Origin of the sequence: Kribbella sp. HUAS MG21 (genome assembly GCF_040254265.1) — a bacterium.
In the GTDB taxonomy this organism is placed as follows: Bacteria; Actinomycetota; Actinomycetes; order Propionibacteriales; family Kribbellaceae; genus Kribbella.
Genome location: NZ_CP158165.1, coordinates 8,070,977 through 8,092,303, shown reverse-complemented (window position 1 = coordinate 8,092,303; position 21,327 = coordinate 8,070,977). Strand labels below are relative to the sequence as shown.

At 70.8% G+C, this 21,327-nt stretch carries 17 protein-coding genes; 12 read left to right on the top strand and 5 right to left on the bottom strand.

The window, feature by feature from the left end:
• Positions 1 to 42 precede the first annotated feature (42 nt).
• Together ABN611_RS38900 and ABN611_RS38895 are read left to right on the top strand one after the other, a co-directional pair.
• Positions 43 to 1,122, top strand: a complete 1,080-nt coding sequence (locus tag ABN611_RS38900) for a HupE/UreJ family protein (protein ID WP_350277319.1) — start codon at positions 43 to 45, stop codon at positions 1,120 to 1,122.
• A complete protein-coding gene (locus ABN611_RS38895) occupies positions 1,119 to 4,760 on the top strand; it encodes a PQQ-binding-like beta-propeller repeat protein (protein ID WP_350277318.1) in 3,642 nt (1,213 codons plus the stop codon). Before ABN611_RS38900 ends, ABN611_RS38895 begins: the two co-directional genes overlap by 4 nt.
• Positions 4,761 to 4,802: 42 nt before the next feature.
• On the opposite strand, the gene ABN611_RS38890 is transcribed toward ABN611_RS38895, so the two are convergent.
• Positions 4,803 to 5,336, bottom strand: a complete 534-nt coding sequence (locus tag ABN611_RS38890) for a hypothetical protein (protein WP_350277317.1) — start codon at positions 5,334 to 5,336, stop codon at positions 4,803 to 4,805.
• A gap of 164 nt (positions 5,337 to 5,500) precedes the next feature.
• Between ABN611_RS38890 and ABN611_RS38885 the strand changes: the two genes are divergently transcribed.
• Both ABN611_RS38885 and trmB read left to right on the top strand, forming a co-directional pair.
• Complete coding sequence (locus tag ABN611_RS38885) at positions 5,501 to 8,485, top strand: bifunctional [glutamine synthetase] adenylyltransferase/[glutamine synthetase]-adenylyl-L-tyrosine phosphorylase (protein ID WP_350277316.1); 2,985 nt, start codon at positions 5,501 to 5,503, stop codon at positions 8,483 to 8,485.
• Between the two features lie 13 nt (positions 8,486 to 8,498).
• Positions 8,499 to 9,209: a tRNA (guanosine(46)-N7)-methyltransferase TrmB gene (gene trmB / locus ABN611_RS38880; RefSeq protein ID WP_350277315.1), complete on the top strand. Its 711-nt coding sequence runs from the start codon at positions 8,499 to 8,501 to the stop codon at positions 9,207 to 9,209.
• Here trmB and ABN611_RS38875 read toward each other — a convergent pair.
• Positions 9,190 to 11,775, bottom strand: a complete 2,586-nt coding sequence (locus ABN611_RS38875) for a family 78 glycoside hydrolase catalytic domain (protein ID WP_350277314.1) — start codon at positions 11,773 to 11,775, stop codon at positions 9,190 to 9,192. The genes trmB and ABN611_RS38875 overlap by 20 nt on opposite strands.
• Before the next feature lie 140 nt (positions 11,776 to 11,915).
• Between ABN611_RS38875 and ABN611_RS38870 the strand changes: the two genes are divergently transcribed.
• From ABN611_RS38870 to ABN611_RS38845, 6 genes are read left to right on the top strand one after another with little or no spacing between them, the layout of a single operon-like run.
• A complete protein-coding gene (locus tag ABN611_RS38870) occupies positions 11,916 to 12,014 on the top strand; it encodes a putative leader peptide (protein WP_350277313.1) in 99 nt (32 codons plus the stop codon).
• A gap of 44 nt (positions 12,015 to 12,058) precedes the next feature.
• On the top strand, positions 12,059 to 12,967 hold the full coding sequence (locus tag ABN611_RS38865) for a sulfite exporter TauE/SafE family protein (RefSeq protein WP_350277312.1): 909 nt from the start codon (positions 12,059 to 12,061) through the stop codon (positions 12,965 to 12,967).
• Between the two features lie 47 nt (positions 12,968 to 13,014).
• Positions 13,015 to 14,082 (top strand): ABC transporter substrate-binding protein, encoded by a 1,068-nt coding sequence (locus tag ABN611_RS38860; RefSeq protein WP_350277311.1) that lies wholly within the window; start codon positions 13,015 to 13,017, stop codon positions 14,080 to 14,082.
• A gap of 15 nt (positions 14,083 to 14,097) precedes the next feature.
• Positions 14,098 to 14,871: an ABC transporter ATP-binding protein gene (locus ABN611_RS38855; protein ID WP_350277310.1), complete on the top strand. Its 774-nt coding sequence runs from the start codon at positions 14,098 to 14,100 to the stop codon at positions 14,869 to 14,871.
• A complete protein-coding gene (locus ABN611_RS38850; protein ID WP_350277309.1) occupies positions 14,858 to 15,736 on the top strand; it encodes an ABC transporter permease in 879 nt (292 codons plus the stop codon). Before ABN611_RS38855 ends, ABN611_RS38850 begins: the two co-directional genes overlap by 14 nt.
• A 24-nt stretch (positions 15,737 to 15,760) precedes the next feature.
• Positions 15,761 to 16,225: a PLD nuclease N-terminal domain-containing protein gene (locus tag ABN611_RS38845; protein WP_350277308.1), complete on the top strand. Its 465-nt coding sequence runs from the start codon at positions 15,761 to 15,763 to the stop codon at positions 16,223 to 16,225.
• Between the two features lie 41 nt (positions 16,226 to 16,266).
• Here the strand turns inward: ABN611_RS38845 and ABN611_RS38840 are convergent, their stop codons facing one another.
• The 3 genes from ABN611_RS38840 to ABN611_RS38830 form a co-directional block, all read right to left on the bottom strand.
• Positions 16,267 to 16,548 carry a WhiB family transcriptional regulator gene (locus tag ABN611_RS38840; protein ID WP_165949436.1) on the bottom strand — a complete coding sequence of 94 codons (282 nt, stop codon included), beginning with the start codon at positions 16,546 to 16,548 and terminating at the stop codon, positions 16,267 to 16,269.
• A 285-nt stretch (positions 16,549 to 16,833) separates the two neighbouring features.
• The gene (locus tag ABN611_RS38835; RefSeq protein WP_350277307.1) at positions 16,834 to 17,376 is read right to left on the bottom strand and encodes a histidine phosphatase family protein; all 543 of its coding nucleotides are present in this window, start codon (positions 17,374 to 17,376) and stop codon (positions 16,834 to 16,836) included.
• 40 nt (positions 17,377 to 17,416) lie between these two features.
• On the bottom strand, positions 17,417 to 17,815 hold the full coding sequence (locus ABN611_RS38830) for a hypothetical protein (RefSeq protein WP_350277306.1): 399 nt from the start codon (positions 17,813 to 17,815) through the stop codon (positions 17,417 to 17,419).
• A gap of 269 nt (positions 17,816 to 18,084) precedes the next feature.
• Between ABN611_RS38830 and ABN611_RS38825 the strand changes: the two genes are divergently transcribed.
• Entirely contained in the window at positions 18,085 to 19,164 is a 1,080-nt protein-coding gene (locus ABN611_RS38825) for a 3-deoxy-7-phosphoheptulonate synthase (protein ID WP_350277305.1), read from the top strand.
• 53 nt (positions 19,165 to 19,217) lie between these two features.
• Positions 19,218 to 21,323: a phospholipase C, phosphocholine-specific gene (locus tag ABN611_RS38820; protein ID WP_350277304.1), complete on the top strand. Its 2,106-nt coding sequence runs from the start codon at positions 19,218 to 19,220 to the stop codon at positions 21,321 to 21,323.
• Positions 21,324 to 21,327 lie beyond the last annotated feature (4 nt).

Genomic DNA, 21,327 nt, shown 5'->3' with positions numbered 1-21,327 from the left:
AGTTCACCCGGCCGTCGTCCGGGGCGCGTGGGATGGGTTCCCATGCGCCGGGTGCTGGTCGGGTTGGGACTGCTGGTCCTGCTGTTCCTCGGGACGGCGGGGAGCGCTTCGGCGCATGTGATCGCCTCCACCGGCTACTCGACCGTGAGCCAGGACGGCCAGCGGGTGACGTGGTCGCTGAGCCTGGAGTACGACGTCCTCGCGCGAGCCGTCGACCTGGGTACGCCGACCACCGACGACGGGCAGCGCGCACAGGCGCTGGACGCCGCCGGGGACCGGATCGCGACGTACTTGCACGACCGCGTGGTGGTATCGGTCGACGGCGCGGCGTGTGAGCCGGAGCTCGAAACGACCGCTGTCAGCCGTAGGGCGACCAAGGCCTACGCGGACCTCAGCCTGGTGTTCGACTGCCCGGGGAAGAGCGGCGCGTTCACGCTGAAGTACGGCGTGTTCGCGGACGCGGAAGCGGTCGCCGACGACCACACCAACCTCGTCGACTACACCTTCGCCGACGGCTCCGGCCGGACCGTCTTCGACCGGTCGCACCACGACCTCACCGTCGGCGACAACACGCTCGCGAGCTCCAGCCTGCAGTTCGGGAAGCTGGGCGTGGAGCACATCCTGCTCGGCCTCGACCACGTGCTGTTCGTCGTCGCCTTGATCCTGGGCGCGCAGAACCTGCGCAGCCTTGTCCAGGTGATCTCGATGTTCACCGTCGCGCACAGCGTCACGCTGGTCTCCACGCTGCTCGGCGGCATCTCGGTGCCGAGCGTGGTCGTCGAGCCGCTGATCGCCCTGTCGATCGCGTTCGTCGCGGTCGAGAACCTGCTCGGTTCCACCCGCCACCGGCTCCCGGTGGTCTTCGGTTTCGGTCTTCTGCACGGCCTCGGCTTCGCCGGGTCGCTGCGGATCACCGATGAGGTCAGTCCGGAACTGCTGCTGTCGCTGCTGAGCTTCAACGTCGGCATCGAGGCAGGCCAGGCGCTGCTGCTACTCGCCGTGTTCCCGCTGGTCCTCCTGATCCGCCGGACCCGCGTCGCGGTCCCGGTGGTGCGCTCGGCGACCGGGGTCGTCGCCGCCTTCGGCCTCTTCTGGTTCGTAGAAAGGTTCTTCATCACATGATTCGCCTGACCCGCTCGTCGCGCGATCAGTCACCCACGACCAAGTGGCACAAGCTGCTGTACGGCGTCACCGGCGGCCTGGCCGCACTGGTCATCGGCGTACCGCTCACCGGGGTCGTCGCCGACGCCGTGGACGCGCCCGGCGCCACCGTCTCCGGCACGGTCTTCGAGGACCGTGACAACGACGGCCGGCCCGGCGCCGGTGAGCCCGGGATCCCCGGCGTGAGCGTGTCGGACGGCGCGCAGGTCGCCGTCACCGACGCGCAGGGCCACTACACGCTGACCGCGAACGTCGAGCGCCGCGACGCCGACCTGGTGTTCATCACCCAGCCGTCCGGCTACTCGGTCGGGACCGACGCGAACATGACGCCGAAGTTCTACCGCAGCCTCGGGCAGTTGGCGGTCGGCGACACCGCGCGGGCCGACTTCGCGCTGCGCAAGGACAAGGCGTCCGAGGACGGCGGCTTCACGTTCGGCAACGTCGCCGACCCGCACGTCAACGCCCAGCTGCCGGAGCAGATCACCGAGATCAACTCCACCCGGCAGGACCTCGCGTTCATCCAGGTCAGCGGTGACCTGACCAACAACGCGACCGACGCGGAGTTCGAGACCTACAAGCGCGGCACCGCCAAGTCGAAGGTCCCGGTCTGGCCGGCCGTCGGCAACCACGAGTACCTGGCCGGTGCGTCGTACGCCGTCCGGATCAACAACTACCGCAAGCACGTCGGACCGGAGTGGTACTCGTTCGACTACAGCGACCGGCACTTCCTGGTGCTCGAGAACAACGGCGCCGCGCCGTTCGCCGAGCAGCTCGAATGGGTGAAGGCCGACCTCGCGCGGAACGTGAAGGACGGCAAGCACCTGGTCGTGCTGGCCCACCAGCCGATGAACGTGCCGTTCGGGTCGCCGTCGGTGTACGACGAGTACGGCAAGGTGCTGGAGCAGTACGGCGCCGAGTTGGTCCTCGTCGGCCACGAGCACTCGAACGACGTCGAGCCGAACAGCCAGTTCGCGCGGACGGCGAAGCACATCCAGACGGTGTCGAGCTCGTACACGATCGACAACTCGCCGCGCGGCTTCCGGTTCGTGCACATGGACAACAAGGCGTTCGACAACCCGTTCCGGCTCTACGGCGCGGAGAAGGACCTGACGATCGTCAGCCCGGCGCCTGGTGCCTCGGTACCGCTGGACAGGTTCCCGGGCGTTCAGGTCAACGCGTACGACACCTCCGACGCACCGCGCAAGGTCCGCTACCGGATCGACGGCGGCACCTGGCTGCCGCTGCAGCCGACAGGTGAGTTCACCTGGTACGCCGCCCTGCCGGGCACGGTCCGCACCGGGCCGCACAAGCTCGACGTGGTGGCTGAGGACGGCACCGGCGCGACCTGGACGCGGACGTCGAACTTCACGCTGACCGCCGCCAAGGCGATCCAGCCGGTCGCCGGCGCGGACTGGACGCAGCACCACGGCGACGCGTCCCACAGCGGTGTCGCGGCCGACGCGATCGCGGCCGGCCAGCGGCTGGCGTGGTCGTACCGGACGGAGGGCACCTTCCTCACCGGCTCGCCCGCGATCATCGACGGCGTCGTGTACGCCGGGACGCGGGACGAGAACGGCGACGGCAACGCGGCCGTGCACGCGGTCTCGCTGGCCACCGGCAAGAAGCTGTGGAGCTACCCGGTCCCGTCGTCGGTGCACGGCAGCGTCGCGGTCTCCGACGGTCTCGTGTACGTCCCGACCCTGCGCGGCACGTTGTTCGCGGCCGACGCGAAGACCGGTCTACTGAAGTGGCGGCACGACCCGGAGCCGGCGCCGGCGGGCAGCAACCAGCGCACCTACGGGTACTACGGCGTGACGGTTGCCGACGGCAAGGTGCTGTTCCCGTACCAGACCCGGTTCGGCGAGGCGGCGCGCGGTCTGCTGCTGGCCCTCGACGCCAAGACCGGACAGCGGGTGTGGGCCGCGGCGATGGCAGGCAACACGATGAGCGACGGTACGCCGGCGGTCGCGGACGGCCGGGTGTACGTCGGCAACCAGGACGGCGCCGTGGTGATCGCGTACGACCTGAAGACCGGCGCGAAGCTCTGGCAGGGCACCGACACCCTCGGCGGCTGGCAGGACGGCGTACCGTCCGCGGCCGACGGCAAGGTGTACATCGGCTCGAACAACGGCATCGTCGCGCGCGACGGAGCGACCGGCGCGGTGCTGTGGTCGTACACCAGCGCGCACCCGTCGCTGGTGAGCAGCGGCGCGACCCCGTCCGCGGCGGCGATCAAGGGCAACACCGTCTACATGTCCTTCCCGAGTGGCGCGGTGACCGCGCTCAACGCGACGACCGGAGCGGTGATCTGGGATCAGTTGCTGCCCGGTTCGCAGTACCGCGGTGGGTCGTTCACCTCGCCGGCGGTGTCCGGGAACACGCTGTTCGTCGGTGCGAACAGCGGTGGCTTCTACGCGCTCGACGTACGCACCGGGCAGCCGCTGTGGTCGCACGACATCGGCACCTGGGTGTCGGCGGGCCCCGCGGTCAGCGGGAACACCGTGGTGACGGGCGCGTTCGACGGCAACCTGTACGCGTTCACGCCGGGCGGTACGGCGGCCAAGCCGTGGCCGCTCGTTTCCGGCCGGGTGACCAACAAGGCCACGGGCGCTGTGGTCGCCAACGGGACCGTGCTCGTGGTCCAGGACGGTACTGCGGTCGGGCGGACGACGACGGATGCTGCGGGCAACTATCAGGTCGGGTTGTCGAAGGGCGCCGGGAAGTACACCGTCCAGGTGGCGCAGCTGGGCTACGCGACTGCTGCCCGCGAGATCGAGACCGACGGGTCGGGCAGCTTCCAGGTGGAGCTGGAGGTGTCGCCGGTGAGCGTCGACGCGAGCATCGGCAAGCGGCTGCCGAGCGGGCTGGTCGAGGGCGGTATCGGTGACGTCGTGATCGAGAACAAGAAGCTGGCGCTGACGGTCGCGAAGGTGTTCCAGGACCCGCAGCTGAACCCGTCGACACCCGGCAAGGTCGTCGACATGGCGATCACCGGGCAGCCGGACCAGCTGGACTGGATCAACCTTCCGTACGTCAGCACCACCGAGCCGCTCGGCGGCAGCGCGTGGCAGCAGACGCAGGTCCGGTCGACCGACGTACGGATCGTCGAGAACACGGGGGAGAAGGCCGTGGTCCGGGTCACCGGGACCTCGGCGCAGGACCCGAACCTGCAGGTGGTCACGACGTACACGGCGACGGCCGACGAGCAGTTCGTGACGGCGGCGACGACGTTCACCAACGCGGGCGGCGCGCCGGTGACGGTGTGGGCCGGCGACGCGCTTGACCACGACGGCCCGGGCTCGCGCTCGGCGGTGTCCGGCAACGCGCCGGTCACCAGTGGCGGCCCGTTCGCCCACACGCCGGACACGAACCGCTGGATCGGCCAGTCCGGCACCAGCGCCGACAACCAGACCTACGGCCTCGTGTACGGCGCGGCCAGTGGTGCCTTCACCGGCTACTCACAGTCGATCTGGACCATGAGCAAGTTCAAACTGGACCTCCCAGCCGGAGGCTCCCACACCATCACCCGCCGCGTCGTCGCCGTCTCCAACAGCGGCGCAACCGACAAGTTCGCCGTACTCAACCAGTTCGCGTTCTGAGCGGTCGCCCCGTCGCGCCCAGGGATGGGTGCGGCGGGGCGATCAGACGCCGGCGGGTTGGGGTGGGGCGTCGTCGGAGGCGTGTCGGGAGGTCCAGCGGGCGGCGGCCGTCGAGTGGCGGTACGGCGGCTCGGGGATCGTCGGTGCGGCGGGTGGCGCGGGTGTTGTTGCGAGTGCGTCGGAAGGGGGCGGCGCAACTGCCGCGGGTAGTGGGACGGCGGGGGCTGCAGTGCTGCCGCCGGGGGCGAAGGTGTGGACTTCTTCGACGGTGAGGAGGCCTACCGGGCGGGTGCCCTCGGTGATGACGACGATCGAGCCGGGGACCACCTGCTGGGCGCGGTTGCCCTGCGCGGGGACGAGGATTCCTTCGGCGGGGGTCCGCCAGGCGCCGGGGGCGAAGCGGCGCAGCGCGATCCCGGCCTGGCCGTCCTCGGCCGTGCGCGGTGGCAGATAGGCGGTTGCCGTGTAGTCGTAGTCGTAGTCCGGCTCCGGCGGCCCGGACACCCGCCCGCCCTGCTGAGGTGTCAACCAGACCACCGTCCCGCGCACGGCGAGCGACCCCGTCATCATGACCATGGACAGCCATCATGCCGACTACTCAGCGAATTCGCTACACGACACCGTGTATTCCCCGCAATCCACCCGAGATCCCGTCGCGACTTTGAGCACCCACCAACCATCCGGCGGGGCCCGAAACGGTCGGTGGGTGCACAAAGTGGGGGATTGGGTAGCCTGCGGGGGTGGCTGAGGCTCGGAGAGGGTCGTGGGAGGGACGGCTGGTCCGGCTCGGGTTCGAGGACCCGCAGCGGGCGACGCGCCGGCTCGAGGAGCTGGACGCGATCGACTCGCACAGCCCGATCGCGACCGAAGAGCTGATCGTCACGCTGTCCGAGGCGGCCGACCCCGACCTCGCCCTGCAGAGCCTGTGCACGATGGCCGAGTCTCTGCACCGCAACGGCCATGATGTCGCCGCCTTCGCCCGCACGCTCGAGCTGGACGCCGACTTCCGCCGCCGGCTCGTGTACGTCCTCGGCGCCAGCGAGGCGCTCGGCCGGCACCTCGCCGTCCACCCGCGGCACTGGTACGACCTCGCCGACCCCGCGCTCGCCGGTGCCCGGTCGTCCGTGGAGGACGTCGCCGCCAAGCTCGCGCACGCGGTCGACGCGGACCACCCGGTCGACGCGCTGCGCGTCGAGTACCGCCGCCTGCTGCTCCGCCTCGCCGCGCGCGACCTCGCCGAAGGCCTGCTCGTCGACGAGGTCGCCGCGGTGCTCGCGGACCTCGCCGGCGGCGCGCTCGAGACCGCCCTGCACATCGCCCGCAACGAGTACTTCGCCGCGCATCCCGGCGCGGCCGACTGCCGCCTCGCGGTGATTGCCATGGGCAAGTGCGGCGGCCGGGAACTCAACTACGTCAGCGATGTCGACGTCCTGTTCGTCGCCGAGCCGCTGACCGGCGAGCCCGAGGCGCCGGCCCTGAAGACCGCGACCCAGCTCGCCGCGGCCGCGATGCGGATCTGTTCCGCGCACACCGGCGAGGGCACGCTCTGGCCGGTCGACGCGGCGCTCCGCCCGGAGGGCAAGTCCGGTCCGCTCGTCCGCACCCTCGACAGCCACCTGGCGTACTACCAGCGCTGGGCCAAGACCTGGGAGTTCCAGGCACTGCTCAAGGCCCGTCCGGTCGCCGGCGACGCCGAGCTCGGGCGCGAGTACTCCGAGAAGGTCGGCCGGCTGGCCTGGTCCGCCGCCGACCGGGACGGCTTCGTCGACGACGTCCAGGCGATGCGCCGGCGCGTCATCGACCACATCCCGGCCGCCGACGTCGACCGCCAGCTGAAACTCGGTCCCGGCGGCCTGCGCGACGTCGAGTTCGCCGTACAGCTCCTGCAACTCGTCCACGGGCGCAGCGACGACGCGGTCCGCAGCGGTACGACGCTCGTCGCGCTCGAGGCGCTGACCAGCAGCGGGTACGTCGGCCGCACGGACGGCGCGGTCCTCGCGGACGCGTACCGCTTCCTGCGGTCGATGGAGCACCGCATCCAGCTGTACCGCCTCCGCCGTACGCATCAGGTCCCCGAGGACGAGGCGGACCTGCGCCGCCTGGGCCGCTCGCTCGGCTTCACGAAGAACCCGGTCACCGACCTCACCGCGGCGTGGAAGAAACACGCGCTCGAAGTACGGCGGCTGCACGAGAAGCTGTTCTACCGCCCGCTGCTCGCTGCCGTCGCGCGGATCCCCGGCGGCGAGGTACGCCTGACACCGGAGGCGGCCAAGCAGCGGCTGACCGCGCTCGGGTACGCCGATCCGTCGTCGGCGCTGCGGCACATCGAGGCCTTGTCCGAGGGCGTGTCGCGCCGGTCGTCGATCCAGAAGGCGCTGCTGCCGGCGATGCTCGGCTGGTTCGCCGAGTCGCCCGCTCCGGACGCCGGCCTGCTGGCGTTCCGCACGATCTCCGACGCGCTCGGCTCGACCCCCTGGTACCTGCGCCAGCTCCGCGACGAGGGCGCGTCGGCCGAGCGTCTCGCGCACCTGCTCGCCAGCGGCCGGTACGCCGTCGACCTCCTGCAACGCGCCCCGGAAGCGACCGCGATGCTCGCCGACGAGCGCGAGCTGACCCCGCGCACCCAGGAGGCGTTGCTCACCGAGATGTCCGCGGCAGCGCGCCGGCAGGACGCGCCCGAGGCAGCCGTTGCCGCGATCCGCGCCGTACGACGCCGTGAGCTGTTCCGGATCGCCGCCGCGGACCTGTCGGGGCTGCTCGATGTGGAGGCGGTGGGCGAGGCGCTGACTATCGTCTCGGTCGGCACGCTGACGACCGCGCTCGAGGTGGCCCGGCGGGCGGTGGCGAAGGGCGAGCCGGAGCCGACGAAGATGTCGATCGTCGCGATGGGCCGGTTCGGCGGGCACGAGCTGGGCTACGGCAGCGACGCCGATGTGATGTTCGTACACGATCCGGTTCCCGGCGCGGACGAGAAGAAGGCGACCGATTTCGCGACCCAGGCGGCGTCCGAGCTCCGCCGGATGCTCGCGCTGCCCGGCGCCGATCCCGCGGTCGCCGTCGACGCGGACCTGCGCCCCGAAGGCCGGCAAGGGCCTTTGGTTCGCACGCTGGCGTCGTACGCCTCGTACTACGCCCGCTGGTCGGCGGTGTGGGAGGCGCAGGCGCTGCTGCGGGCGGACCCGCTGTGCGGTGACAGCGGGCTGTGCCAGTCGTTCCGCGAACTGATCGATCCGCTGCGGTACCCGGAGCGCGGGCTCAGCGAGCGGGACGTGAGGGAGATCCGCCGGATCAAGGCGCGCGTCGACGCCGAACGGCTGCCGCGCGGCGCCGACCCGAGTACGCACACCAAGCTGGGGCGCGGCGGCCTCGCCGACATCGAGTGGACGGTGCAGCTCCTGCAGCTGCGCGAGGCGCACCGCGTGCCGAGCCTGCGGACGACGCGGACCCTCGGCGCGCTCCGGGCGGGTGTGGAGGCCAACCTGGTGGATCCCACCGAGGCGGACACGCTGCGCGCCGCCTGGGAGATGGCGACCCGGATCCGGAACGCGATCATGCTCGTCCGCGGCCGCCCCGGCGACTCGCTCCCGAACGACCCGCGGGACCTGGCCGCCGTGGCCCACATCTGCGGCTACCCACCCGGCGAGTCCGGCCGCTTCTCCGACGACTACCTCCGCACCACCCGCCGCGCCCGCAACACCGTCGCCCACCTCTTCTGGGACGACTAATAGAATCCACCTGGTGGAAGCAGTGGATCAGGTCAGGCAGGCGGGTGTGTTCAGCACCGTCCGGCGCAGTGTGCGGATGACGGTCGGGCAGCAGCGCGTCTGGCAGTCGCACTGGTCCGAGCTCGGGCGGACGCAGGAGGACCTGCCGCCGGGCGAGCTGGATCTCACCGAATGGTTCGGCCGGGAGGCGCCGACCGTGCTGGAGATCGGTTCCGGGATGGGCGAGGCGACCGCGCAGCTCGCCGTGGCCGCGCCCGACGTGAACCACCTGGCCGCCGAGGTGTACCCGGCCGGTCTCGGGCAGCTGATGCTGTGGGTGGAGAAGTACGACCTCGACAACGTCCGCCTGCTGCAGGGCGACGCGCTGGACTTCCTCCGCGACCACGTCCGCCCCGGCGCGCTGGCCGGCGTCCGCATCTACTTCCCGGACCCGTGGCCGAAGAAGCGGCACCACAAGCGCCGCCTGGTCACACCGCCCTTCGTCGCGCTGGTGGCGTCCCGCCTGCAGCCGGGCGGGACGTTGCACCTGGCAACGGACTGGGCCGACTACGCGGACCGGATGCTCGAGGTCTGCGAGGCGGAGCCGGCGCTGCGCAACCAGTACGACGGCTGGGCGCCGCGGCCCGAGTGGCGCCCGGTGACCAAGTTCGAGTCCCGGGCGCAGGCCGAGGGCCGCGAGGTCCGCGACCTGCTCTACCGCAAGGTCACGCCGACCGACTCGTGAACGCCCACTGCCCGGCGCCGACCGTGTAGACCGTGTACCCGTCGGCGTACGACGGTTCCCCCGCGAACGGGCGCGGTACGGCGTCCACGTCCGCGACGCGCGCTGACGGGACGTGCACCTCGGCCGTCGTACCGACCGGGACCTGCACGTCCAGCGACAGCACCCGCCCGGCTCGCTTCCAGGAGACCGCCACGCGCCCGCGGATCGTTTCCGTGCGGATGCTCGCCGAGTCCACCTCGTCGCGGGCGTCCGCCCGTACGACGATCCGCTCGCAGCCCGCGTCGACGACGCGCAGGCCGGCGACGTTCTCGAAGATCCACTGCACGACCGTGCCCTGGAAGTAGTGGTTGCGTGACCGCGAGTCGTCCTCCCACTTCTCCCACATCGTGTCCGCGCCGAGCTCGAACCAGTAGCCCCAGCTCGGGTAGGTCCGCTGCAGCGCGACCTTCGTCGCCACGTCGCCGTACCCGTGCGCGGTGAGCACCGGCAGCAGTACGCCGACGCCCAGGCAGCCGGTGTTGAGGTGGAAACCGCGGGCCTCGACGTCCGCGGCGAGTCCGGCCGCGACGCGCTCGACGTACTCGTCCGGCACCATCCCGAACGCCAGCGGGACCGCGTTCGAGGTCTGCCGGTAGTCGGGGTCGTCGGCGGACCGGTATCGCCCGGCCTCGCGGTCCAGGAACGTCCGGTTCAGCCCGTCCGCGAGCTCGGCGGCCGCCTTGCGATAGTCGTTGGGTTTGCCAATGAGCTCGCCGATCTCGGCGGCCACCACGAGCGCCCGGTAGAGGTACGCCGTACCGGTCAGCCGCCGATCCTCCGGGGCTGGGCCGCTGCCGAACCCGGGCGGCAGCCAGTCGCCGAGCACACTCACCGACAACCCGTCCTCGACCCGGTCCAGCTCCCACGCGAGGTAACGCGTGAGCGGGTCCCAGTGCTCGCGCAGCAGCCGGTCGTCGCCGTACCAGCGGTACATCTCGCGCAGCAGGAAGGGATACACGGTCGGCCACTCGGTCGCGGGGGAGAGGTCGGTGAAACCCCAGCCGCTGGTCGGCACGATCACGGGCAGCTGGCCGGAGTCCGCCTGGCTGTCCCGGATGTCGCCGAGCCACTTGGTGAAGAACCGCGCCAGGTCGAGCGTCGCGAGCATCGTCGGCGCGCCCACCTGCGCGTCACCGGTCCACCCGTTCTTCTCGAAGTACGGCGTATCGGTCGGGATCCCGTGCAGATTGCCGAGGATCGTCCGCCGCATCGCCCGCTCGTACTGCTCGTACGGCGCCTGCGTCGAAGCGAACCTGGTGACCGAGGCGACGTCCGAGTTGACCACGCGCATCTGAACCTGAGCGGGTGCGGCGCCCTCGATCTGCACGTACCGGAAGCCCTTGTAAGAGAACCGCGGCTCCCAGGTCTCGGTCCCGGCGCCGGCCGCGATGTACTCGTCCCGCTGGATCCGGTCGCCGTCGACGTGCACGTTCCACGCCGCTACGTTGCCGTCGGCAATCGTCTCGCCGTGCGTGAGGGTGATCGTGGTGCCGGCCGGCGCGGTCACGGACAGCCGGGTCCAGCCCGCGACGGTCCGGCCGAAGTCCGCGATCCAGACGCCCGGCCGGACCTCGGTGAGCTCGACGGGGTCGACGGTCTCGATCACCCGGATCGGTTCGTGGGCCTGGGCGACCAGCTTGCCCTTCGGCGCCTCGACGACCGACGCCGCCGTCCAGGCCGTGTCGTCGAAGCCGGCCGTGTCCCAGCCGGGCAGTGCGCGCCGGGCGTCGTACGTCTCGCCCAGGTACAGCGAGTCCGACAGCGTCGGCCCGCCCGTGATCCGCCACGACTCGTCGGTGCCGACCTCGTCGACCCGGCCGCCGTCGTACTCGACCACCAGCCGCGCGATCAGCCGCGGGTCGTCGGTCCACGGCGTGTCGTGCCAGCGCCAGACATTCACCGAGGTCATCCCGAAGAACCCGCGGCCCAGCTCGGCGCCGACGACGTTGTCCCCGGCCTGCAGCAGCTCGGTCACGTCGTGCGTCACGTACAGCACCGTGTGGTCGTAGGCGGTGAAGCCGGGATCGAGGACGGCGTCGCTCACCGGCTGCCCGTTGAGTCGCAGGTCGGCGTACCCCAGGCCGCTCGCGTAGAGGCGGGCCCGTCGGACCGGTCCGTCGACGGTGAACGCGCGGCGCAGCAGCGGTGCGCTGTCGGTCGCGCCGCCGATCCACTGCGCGGCGCCGAAACCTTCGTCGAGCAGCCCGGTCTCGAACCGTTCCGGTACAGCCCAGTCGCCGGCCTGGTCGGAGCCGTCCCACAGCCGGACCGTCCAGTGGTAGCGGGTCCGGGCGGCCGTCGGTCCGTCGTACTCGATCCCGAAGGTCCGCGCGGACTCCACCTTGCCCGAGTCCCAGACGTCGGCGCGCTCCGGCGTCAGCAGCTCCGGCGCGGAGGCGACCAGCACCTGGTACGCCGTCTGCGTCGCGCCGTACCCGGGCGCGTCGGCGGCCCAGCTGAACCGCGGTCGCACTACGTCGACGCCGAGGGGCCGCACGGCGTACTCGGTCTTGAGAGATCGAGGCATCAGCACCCTCAGGACCGTAGGAGCCCCGCGCCCGGCATTCAACCTTCTGACCAGAACCGGCCGCTGTCCGGAAAATGATTGACCGTCCCAGATGCTGAAACCTGAGCATCTTGCTCGACTTTGTCCGCTTTCATAGTCCTATGCAGATCATCGCGAACGCGCCCGGAGACGCCCTGACGCGGCGCCGGCACGTCGATCTGCTGCGCGTGAACTCCTCCGGTTGTCGGCCGACGGCGTAGCACCAGCTCAGCCCGTCTCCTCCCCGACCCGTAGGAGCACTCCTGTGCGTCGCCTCATCCTGATCGCGCTGCTCGGCGCGGTCGCCCAGCTCGTCGACGGCACCCTCGGCATGGCGTACGGCGTCACCGCCAGCACCGCGCTGCTGATCACCGGGATCACCCCGGCCGTCGCCTCCGCCTCGGTGCACCTGGCCGAGGTCGGCACCACGCTCGCCTCCGGGGTGTCGCACTGGCGGTTCGGGAACGTCGACTGGCGCGTCGTCGCGCTGATCGGCGCGCCCGGCGCGATCGGTGCGTTCGCCGGCGCGACGTTCCTGTCCAGCCTGTCGACCGAGTCCGCCTCGCTGTGGGTGGCCGGTCTGCTGCTCCTGCTCGGCGTCTACATCGTCGCCCGGTTCGGTACCGGACGGGTCCGGGCGCTGATCGAGGGTCGCCCGGCCGGGCGTTTCCTCGGGCCGCTCGGGCTGGTGGCCGGGTTCATCGACGCCACCGGCGGTGGCGGCTGGGGCCCGGTCGCGAACTCCGCGCTGCTGTCGAGCGGCAAGCTGGCGCCGCGGCGCGCGGTCGGGTCGGTGAGCGCCGCCGAGTTCATGGTGGCGGTCGCCGCGAGCGTCGGCTTCCTGCTCGGCCTCGGCAAGCAGAACCTGCCGTTCGGCATCGTCGCCGCGCTGCTGGTCGGCGGTGTCCTCGCCGCCCCGCTGGCGGCTTGGCTGGTGTCCCGGCTCGCGACCCGCTGGCTCGGCGTCGGCGTCGGTCTGGTGCTGATCCTCACCAACGCGCGCACGGTCATGAAGGGTCTCGACCTCGCCACCGCCCCGCGGTACGCGGTCTACGCGGCACTCGTCCTCGGCTGGGCAGCGATCGTCACGTACGGCGTCCGCCTGCAGGCCCGGCGTACCGTCCGCGAGGCCGAGCGCCTGCTCGACGAGAACGAGCTCGAGCCCGCTTCCTGAGCTCCACTTCCACGCTGTACCTCTCTCCTCGGACCAAAGGTTTCCCTGTGAGCATCTCCGCCATCCGTCCGTTCCGCCTGCTCGCAGCCGCCCTGGCTCTGACCGTCGCCGCCGCGGGATGCTCGCGCGCCGACAGCGACGAGCCCGCGGCCGCCTCGAACGCCAAGGGCCCGGCCACCGAGCTGCGCCTCGGCTACTTCCCCAACGTCACCCACGCGGCCGCACTCGTCGGTCTCGGCAAGGGCCTGTTCACCAAGGAGCTCGGCAACACCAAGCTGGTGCCGACCAAGTTCAACGCCGGGCCCGAGGCCGTCGGCGCGCTGCTCGGCGGCTCGCTGGACGCGTCGTTCATCGGCTCCGGTCCCGCGATCAACGCCTACGCGAAGTCGAACGGCGAGGCGGTCCGGCTGATCGCCGGCGCGACGTCCGGCGGCGCGCAGCTCGTGGTGAAGCCGACGATCACCAAGCCGGCCGACCTGGTCGGCAAGACCGTCGTCACGCCGCAGCTCGGCAACACCCAGGACGTGTCGCTGAAGAAGTGGCTCGCCGACCAGCAGCTGACCGGCAAGGTCAAGGTCACCAACCTGGAGAACGCGCAGACCCTCGACGCCTTCAAGAAGGGCGAGGTGGACGCGGCCTGGCTGCCGGAGCCCTGGTCGTCGCGGCTCGTCCTGGACGCGGGCGCGAAGGTGCTGCTCGACGAGAAGTCGCTGTGGCCGGACGGGAAGTTCCCGACCACGGTGCTGATCGTCCGGACGCAGTTCCTGCAGGAGCACCCGGAGACCGTGAAGGCGCTGCTCACCGGCCTGGTGTCCGCGATCGACTTCAGTACGGCGAACGCTGCCGACGCGAAGACCGTGGTGAACGACCAGCTGAAGGAACTGACCGGGAAGGCGCTGAAACCGGCCGTCATCGACCGGGCCTTCGAGAACATCCAGCTCACCGCGGACCCGATCGCCGGCACGTTCCCGCAGCTGGCCAAGGACCAGGTCACCGCGGGCATCGCGAAGGAGGCGCCGGCGGTGGCCGGGTTCGCCGACCTCGGCCCGCTCAACGAGGTCCTCGGCAAGACCGGCAAGCCGCCGGTCGACGCCGCCGGCCTGGACACGAAGTAGTAAGGGGAGGCCCAGATGACCGCCACCGTGGACGCGCCGCCGGATCAGCTCAGCCCGGTGCGGTTTCACCAAGTAGGTAAGGCGTTCGGCACTGGCCGCAGGGCCGTGGTGGCGCTCGACGGCGTGGATCTCGAGGTGCGTGCCGGTGAGTTCGTCTGCCTGCTCGGGGCTTCCGGGTGCGGCAAGACGACCCTGCTCAACCTGGTCGCCGGTCTCGACCGGCCGACGACCGGGCGGATCGAGCTGAACTCGTCGCGGCCGGCGGTCGTCTTCCAGGAGGCCGCGCTGATGCCGTGGCTGACCGCCGCCGGCAACGTCGAGCTTCCGCTGCGGATGGCCGGCGTACCGAAGGCGCAACGGCGGGCGAAAGCCGCCGAGCTGCTGGAGCTGGTGCGGCTCGCAGGTCTGGGCGACAAGCGGCCGCACGAGCTGTCCGGTGGCATGCGGCAACGAGTCGCGCTGGCTCGCGCTCTGGCCTCTACCACGGACAGTGCGGACGTGGGCAAACCGTCGCTGCTGTTGATGGACGAGCCGTTCTCGGCGCTCGACGCGATCACCCGCGACGTCCTCCAAGGTGAGCTGCTGCGGATCTGGCAGGCGACCGGTACGGCGATCCTCTTCGTCACCCACGACGTCCGCGAGGCCGTCCGGCTCGGGCAACGCGTCGTACTGCTGTCGTCGCGGCCGGGGCGGGTCGTCCAGGAGTGGTCTGTGCGTGAGACCCCCGATGCGGTCGACGACATCAACACCGCGCTGCGAAAGGTGATCAGCAGCCATGCCGCCGCTTGACCTGCAGGACGAACGCTCGGTCGAGGCGGGGCTGGACGCGCTCGACACACCGGTCAACGCCCCCGAGGGCTCGCGGGTACGCCGGATCGCCGCGCGCGTGTTGCCGCCGATCGGCGCGATCGCGGTGCTGGTGGCGATCTGGCAGGCGTTGTGGGCGGCGGCGTTCTGGCCCGAGTTCAAGCTGCCCGCGCCGGTCGACGTCTGGGGGCAGATCTGGCAGCTCGTGACCAGCGGCAAGATCGTCGAGCTGTTCTGGGTGTCGGTACACCGCGCGGTGATCGGGTTCGCGATCTCGCTGCTGATCGCCGTACCGCTCGGTCTGGCGATCGCGAACCTCCGCGTCGTCCGGCGGGGGATCGGGCCGCTCGTCTCCGGGCTGCAGAGCCTGCCCTCGGTGGCGTGGGTGCCGGCCGCGATCCTCTGGTTCGGGCTGAACGACCGGGCGATCTACTGGGTGGTGCTGCTCGGCGCGGTGCCGTCGATCGCGAACGGGCTGGTGTCCGGGCTCGACCAGGTGCCGCCGATCCTGCCGCGGGTCGGCAAGGCGCTCGGCGCCGGCCGGATCGGCGGCATCCGGTACATCCTGCTGCCGGCCGCGCTGCCCGGGTTCCTCGGCGGGCTCAAGCAGGGCTGGGCGTTCTCCTGGCGGTCGCTGATGGCGGCCGAGCTGATCGCGACCTCGCCGGAGCTCGGTGAAGGGCTCGGGCAGTACCTGCACAACGGCATGTCGCTGTCCGACATCTCGATGGTGTTCGCCGGCATCCTGCTGATCTTCGTGGTCGGCGTCGGCATCGAGCTGCTGGTGTTCCGGCCGCTGGAGAACACGGTGCTGCGCGCGCGGGGACTCACCACGTCGGCTCGCTGACACGGGACGCCGTACTGTTGGAACGTGGTCCGATTCCTGCCGTTCCTGATCAGCCTGGTGCTCACCGTGTACGCGCTGTTCTCGTGCATCCAGACACCCGACGAGGACGTCCCGCACCTGCCGAAGCTGCTGTGGATCGTCCTGATCGTTTTCGTCCCGTTCGCCGGGCCGATCGTCTGGCTGCTGATGGCGCGCGCGTACCGCAACCGTCAGGAGAGCGCCGTACGCCGGCCCTCGTCGCGACCGGCGCCGCGGCCGACGGCCCCGGACGACGATCCCGACTTCCTCAAGTCACTGGACCGGTTCCGGGACCCGCGCACGACCGTGAAGCCGCCGGAGCCGGAGCACCCGGCCGACGAGTCCAAGGACGTACCGAAGGACGCACCGAAGGACGCACCGAAGGACGCGCAGCAGCCGACCGACGGCAGGAAGCCCGGGGACAAGGGGTCCGAGGGCACGCCGTCCGAGACCGACGACGGTAAGGCCTGAGCTTTCGCACAGGCCTTACGTCGTAGGTGTTTCGCCGGCTGCTAGGCGGACTTGCGGTGTTCGGGCAGGAGGGTGTTGTCGCGCTCCGACTCCGTGGTGCCGCCCCAGACTCCGTAGGGCTCACCGACGGACAGGGCGTGCTGCCGGCACTCGGGCTGGACCGGGCAGGTCCCGCACAGCGACTTGGCCACCATCTCGCGGGCACGTTTGCGCACGCCACGCTCCGATTCGGGCGAGAAGAAGAGCTCCGGGTTGACGTCCCGGCAAGCGGCTTGCGACTGCCAGTCCCACAGATCCATGAGCGGGCGGGGTAGGCGAGGCATCCCTCTCGACATGGCAACCTCCTTGACTCACCGTGAGCGCGGACGGGCGCTCGGTGAAAACTATGCTCATCTCACAGCGAGTTCAACCCTTGTCGTCTCGAAGTTCGGGCCATTTGTTATCACCGCGTGCCGTCGCGGGCCGTGATCACGGCGTTTCAGGCGTGAGGTGTGTTCACGTCATCACCTGATGTGACATGAGTCACTTCATCGATGCAAGTTCGTCTGCACGTGCAGATGCCGTCGGCACCGTTTCAGGTGCCGTTCAGGCCGGTTTTCCCTGCGCTGTCAGGTGTCGTAGCGGTAGTACTCGTGCGCCCCGTGCGCGGTGTCCCGCTCGCCGGTCAGGGCCCGGATGACCATCGCGTGGGTGATGACGAGGACCGGGCCGTCGGTGCCGGCGGTGTGCCGGGCGAGCGCGGCGAGGGCGCGTTCGCGGACCCGGGACAGGGGTTCCCACGGGCGCTGGATGCCGTCCGGCCATTCGCCGTCGTACGCCTCGAACTCGGCCTGCGCCGCGCGCACGTCGGCGACGTTGCGCCACCGGCCGGTGTGGTCCGGGAGCCAGTCGCGCAGGTCGTGGTCGACCTTGACGCCGAGCGCGAGCCGGTGGCCGATGATCGCGGCGCTGTGCAGCGCCCGGGTGAACGGGGAACTGACCAGGTACGTCGCACGGATCCCGCTGAGCAGGTCGGCGAGCTCCTCGGCCTGTTTCATCCCGAGGGCGGTGAGTGGGGCGGAGTCGGCCGCCATCCCGGGCCAGCCCCGGGAGTCGATCGGCTCGTAGTCCGGCTCACCGTGCCGGACGAGGTAGATCTGTGTCACGGGCATGGGCTGTGCCTCGAGGGGATCTGGATCACAGGCATGAGTTCTACCTGAGATGTCGCGCCCCCGCCCATCCACGCGAGTGGCCGGGCGGCGGCTGCAACGGGTCGGTGGGAAACGAGTCGGCCGCGGACGACGCGGGCCGCACCTGGTGGAGTTCGTCGAAGAGATTGCCGGGGGCCCGGGTGGACTCGATCCAGCGGACCTCGGTCGCGCCCTGGTGGCCGTGCACCGCCAGGATCGACTCGAGGTTCGGCCAGACGGCCGTCGCGGGGTGGTCGCCGCGCCAGCGCAGGGCCACCGAGCCGTCGGTGAACTCACACCCTTCCGCCACCACGCCCGTCCCCGACACCCCGCTGGGATCCCGGTACCGAACCAACTCGAAGGTCCGCGGCCTCACCACCTGCTGCACTCCCGTTGTCTCGTCCGGTCTTGCAGCGATCAACGAAGCCACCCCGCCGATGGTTACTGCCCGGCAACCTTCGGTACCGGTCGGGACCCGTCCGGCGGGGTGCTATCGTCGTACCCGTGAAGCGCAGCTATTGGCGATTTTTTGAGTGGCCGGCCCTGGTGCCGGGCAGCTCAGCCGATCGCTGACGCCCACCGCAAGACACCAGAGCCGGCACGAAGCCAAGGACGTCCGTCCTTGGCTTTTCTCGTTTCCCAGCCGGCGGGTGCGATCTTCCGCGAGTGCCGGCGGAAAGGTCCCCACTGATGAACACCCTCCCGAAACCCAGCGAGCAGACCGCGGTCGTCGACCGGCGGATCGAGAAGACCGTCCCGCTCGTCACGCCGCAGGCGCTGCACGACGAGTTCCCGCTCGACGACCGTCTCGCCCGGACCGTGGCCGCCGGCCGGCAGGCCGTCACCGACGTGCTGAACGGCACCGACGACCGGCTGCTGGTCGTCGTCGGCCCGTGTTCGGTGCACGACGCCGACGCCGCCCTCGAGTACGCCGAACGCCTCCGCCCGGTCGCGGAGCGGCTGTCCGACGGCCTGCTGGTCGTGATGCGGGTGTACTTCGAGAAGCCGCGCTCGACCCTCGGCTGGAAGGGCCTGATCAACGACCCGGGCCTGGACGGTTCCGGTGACGTGAACCGCGGCCTGCGGATCGCCCGCCGGCTGCTCGTCCAGGTCACCGAGCTCGGCCTGCCGGTCGGTTGCGAGTTCCTCGACCCGATCACCCCGCAGTACATCGCCGACACCGTCGGCTGGGGCGCGATCGGCGCCCGGACCGTCGAGAGCCAGGTGCACCGCCAGCTGTCCTCCGGCCTGTCGATGCCGATCGGGATGAAGAACCGCCCGGACGGCTCGATCGGCACCGCGGTCGACGCGATCAAGGCCGCCGCCGTCCCGCACGTCTTCACCGGGATCGACCACGACGGCGCGCCCGCGATCCTGCACACCCGCGGCAACCCCGACTGCCACCTGGTACTGCGCGGCTCGGACAGCGGGCCGAACTACGACGCGGACTCGGTCGCCGGTGCGCAGGCGCTGCTGAGCAAGGCCGGCCTGCCCGAGCGGGTGGTGATCGACGCGAGCCACGGCAACAGCCGCAAGGACCACCGCCGGCAGCCGGTCGTGGCCGCGGAGATCGGCGCGCAGGTCGCGGCCGGCAACCGGGCGATCGTCGGCGTGATGCTGGAGTCGTTCCTGCAGGAGGGCCGCCAGGACCTCGACCCGACCCGGGAGCTGACCTACGGCCAGTCGATCACCGACGCCTGCCTCGGCTGGGAGACGACCGAGGCCGTCCTGCAGCAACTCCGCGACGCGGCGATCGCCCGCCGCGGCTAGCTGTTCACCTGGAGGTCTAGCGTCGGTCAAGGCCCACCCATAAGGTCCGGACCATGACTGAACTCTCCCGGCGTCTGGTGCTCGGTTCGGTGGCGGGTGGGGCAGCGGCTTCGCTGCTCCCACCGTCACTGCACACCGCGATGGCGCAACCTGTGAGGCGTGGTGGTCTGCGCGCGATCGAGCACGTGATCGTGCTGATGCAGGAGAACCGCTCGTTCGACCACTACTACGGCACGCTCCGCGGCGTCCGCGGGTACGGCGACCGGCGGCCACTCCGGCTGCGCAACGGCAAGAGCGTCTTCCACCAGCCGAAGACGGGCGGTGGCGAGGTGCTGCCGTTCTCGCTGCGCAAGGCCGCCGCCGACGCGGGCCGCAAGGCCGACGACATCCAGTACCTCGGCGACCTGCCGCACGGCTACAGCGACGCCACCCAGGCCTGGGCCGGCGGCTGGAACGACGACTGGGTGCAGGCGAAGACCGCCGCCAGCATGACGTACTACGACCGCCGCGACATCCCGCTGCAGTACGAGCTCGCCGAGACGTTCACGATCTGCGACGCGTACCACTGCTCGGTCAACGGCTCCACCAACCCGAACCGCAACTACCTCTGGTCCGGCACCACCGGCTACGAACCCGGTACGACGAAGCGCGCGGTGACCAACGCGGCGTACAGCTACGACCACGCGGGCTACGACTGGACGTCGTACCCGGAACGGCTGGAGAAGGCCGGCGTCTCCTGGCAGATCTACCAGGAGTGGGACAACTTCACCGACAACGCGGTCGAGTACTTCAAGACCTTCAAGGACGTCGGGCGCCGGATCCTGGCGAACGTCCCGGGCGGCTACCGGACGACCGAGGAGTTCTACGACAAGCTGTTCGCGAAGAGCGAGGCGGATCGGAAGATCGCGCTGCAGCAGCTCGACGCGGCCGTCGGCAAGCTGCCGGCCTCCGACCAGAAGCTGTTCCGCAAGGCGATGTACCGCTCCGAGCCGGAGTCGCTCGTGCCGCGGCTGCGCGCGGACATCAAGTCCGGCACGCTGCCGCAGGTGAGCTGGCTGGTCCCGTCCGCGATCGACTCCGAGCACCCGGGCTCGTCCACCCCGGTCGGCAGCGCGAACCTGATCTACGAGGTGCTCGACGCGATCGCGTCCGACCCGGACACCTGGTCGAAGACCGTGCTGTTCATCAACTTCGACGAGAACGACGGGTACTTCGACCACGTCCCGCCGCCGGTCGCGCCGCGGCCTGCCTCCGGCGAGGGCGACGACTGGTACGCCGGCCGGCCGATCGGTCTCGGCCCGCGGGTCCCGATGACCGTGGTGTCGCCGTGGTCGGTCGGCGGCCACGTGAACTCGCAGGTCTTCGACCACACGTCGGTACTGCGTTTCCTCGAGCGCTGGACCGGCGTCCGCGAGCCGAACATCAGCACGTGGCGCCGGACCGCCTGCGGCGACCTGACGTCGGCGTTCGACTTCGACCGCAGCTACCGGCAGCCGTCGGTCGACCGGCCCGGCCCGGTCCCGGCGCCGATCAGCCGCTGGCGCCCCGCACCGCCCGCCGACCAGGCCCTTCCGGCCCAGGAGCCGGGCCGCCGTCCCGCCCGCGCGCTCCCGTACGGACCCGCGGTCTCCGGATCAGTTGCCGACGGCAAATTGATGCTGGCGCTCGGCAACCACGGCCAGGAGTCCGCGCACTTTGCGATCTACCCGTACGGCGGTGAGCTCGCCGCGCCGCTGCACCTCGACGTGCACCACGCCGGCGCGGACCGGACGGCGGGCGACAACCCGACGCCGGTCGCGATCGCGGTCGACGGTCCGTTCGAACTCGCGGTACAGGGTCCGAACCGCTTCTGGGCCGAAATCGCCGGTTCGTCGGACGGGGCCGCGGCCGCTCTCGACGTCCGGATCGAGAACCGCGCCGGGGCCCTGCAGCTGCACCTGGTCAACGGTTCCCGCAAGCCGCTCACGGTGAAGCTGAACGCCCGCGGCTACACCAGCAAGACCACGACTCTCGAGCTGCGCGGCAAGCAGTCCCGGCCGATCTTCTGGTCGACCGACAGCGGCTGGTACGACGTCGAGGTCACCACCCCGGACGACCCGACGTACCGTCGCCGGCTGTCCGGTCACCTGGAAACCGGCAAGCCGAGCATCACCGGCTAGCAGA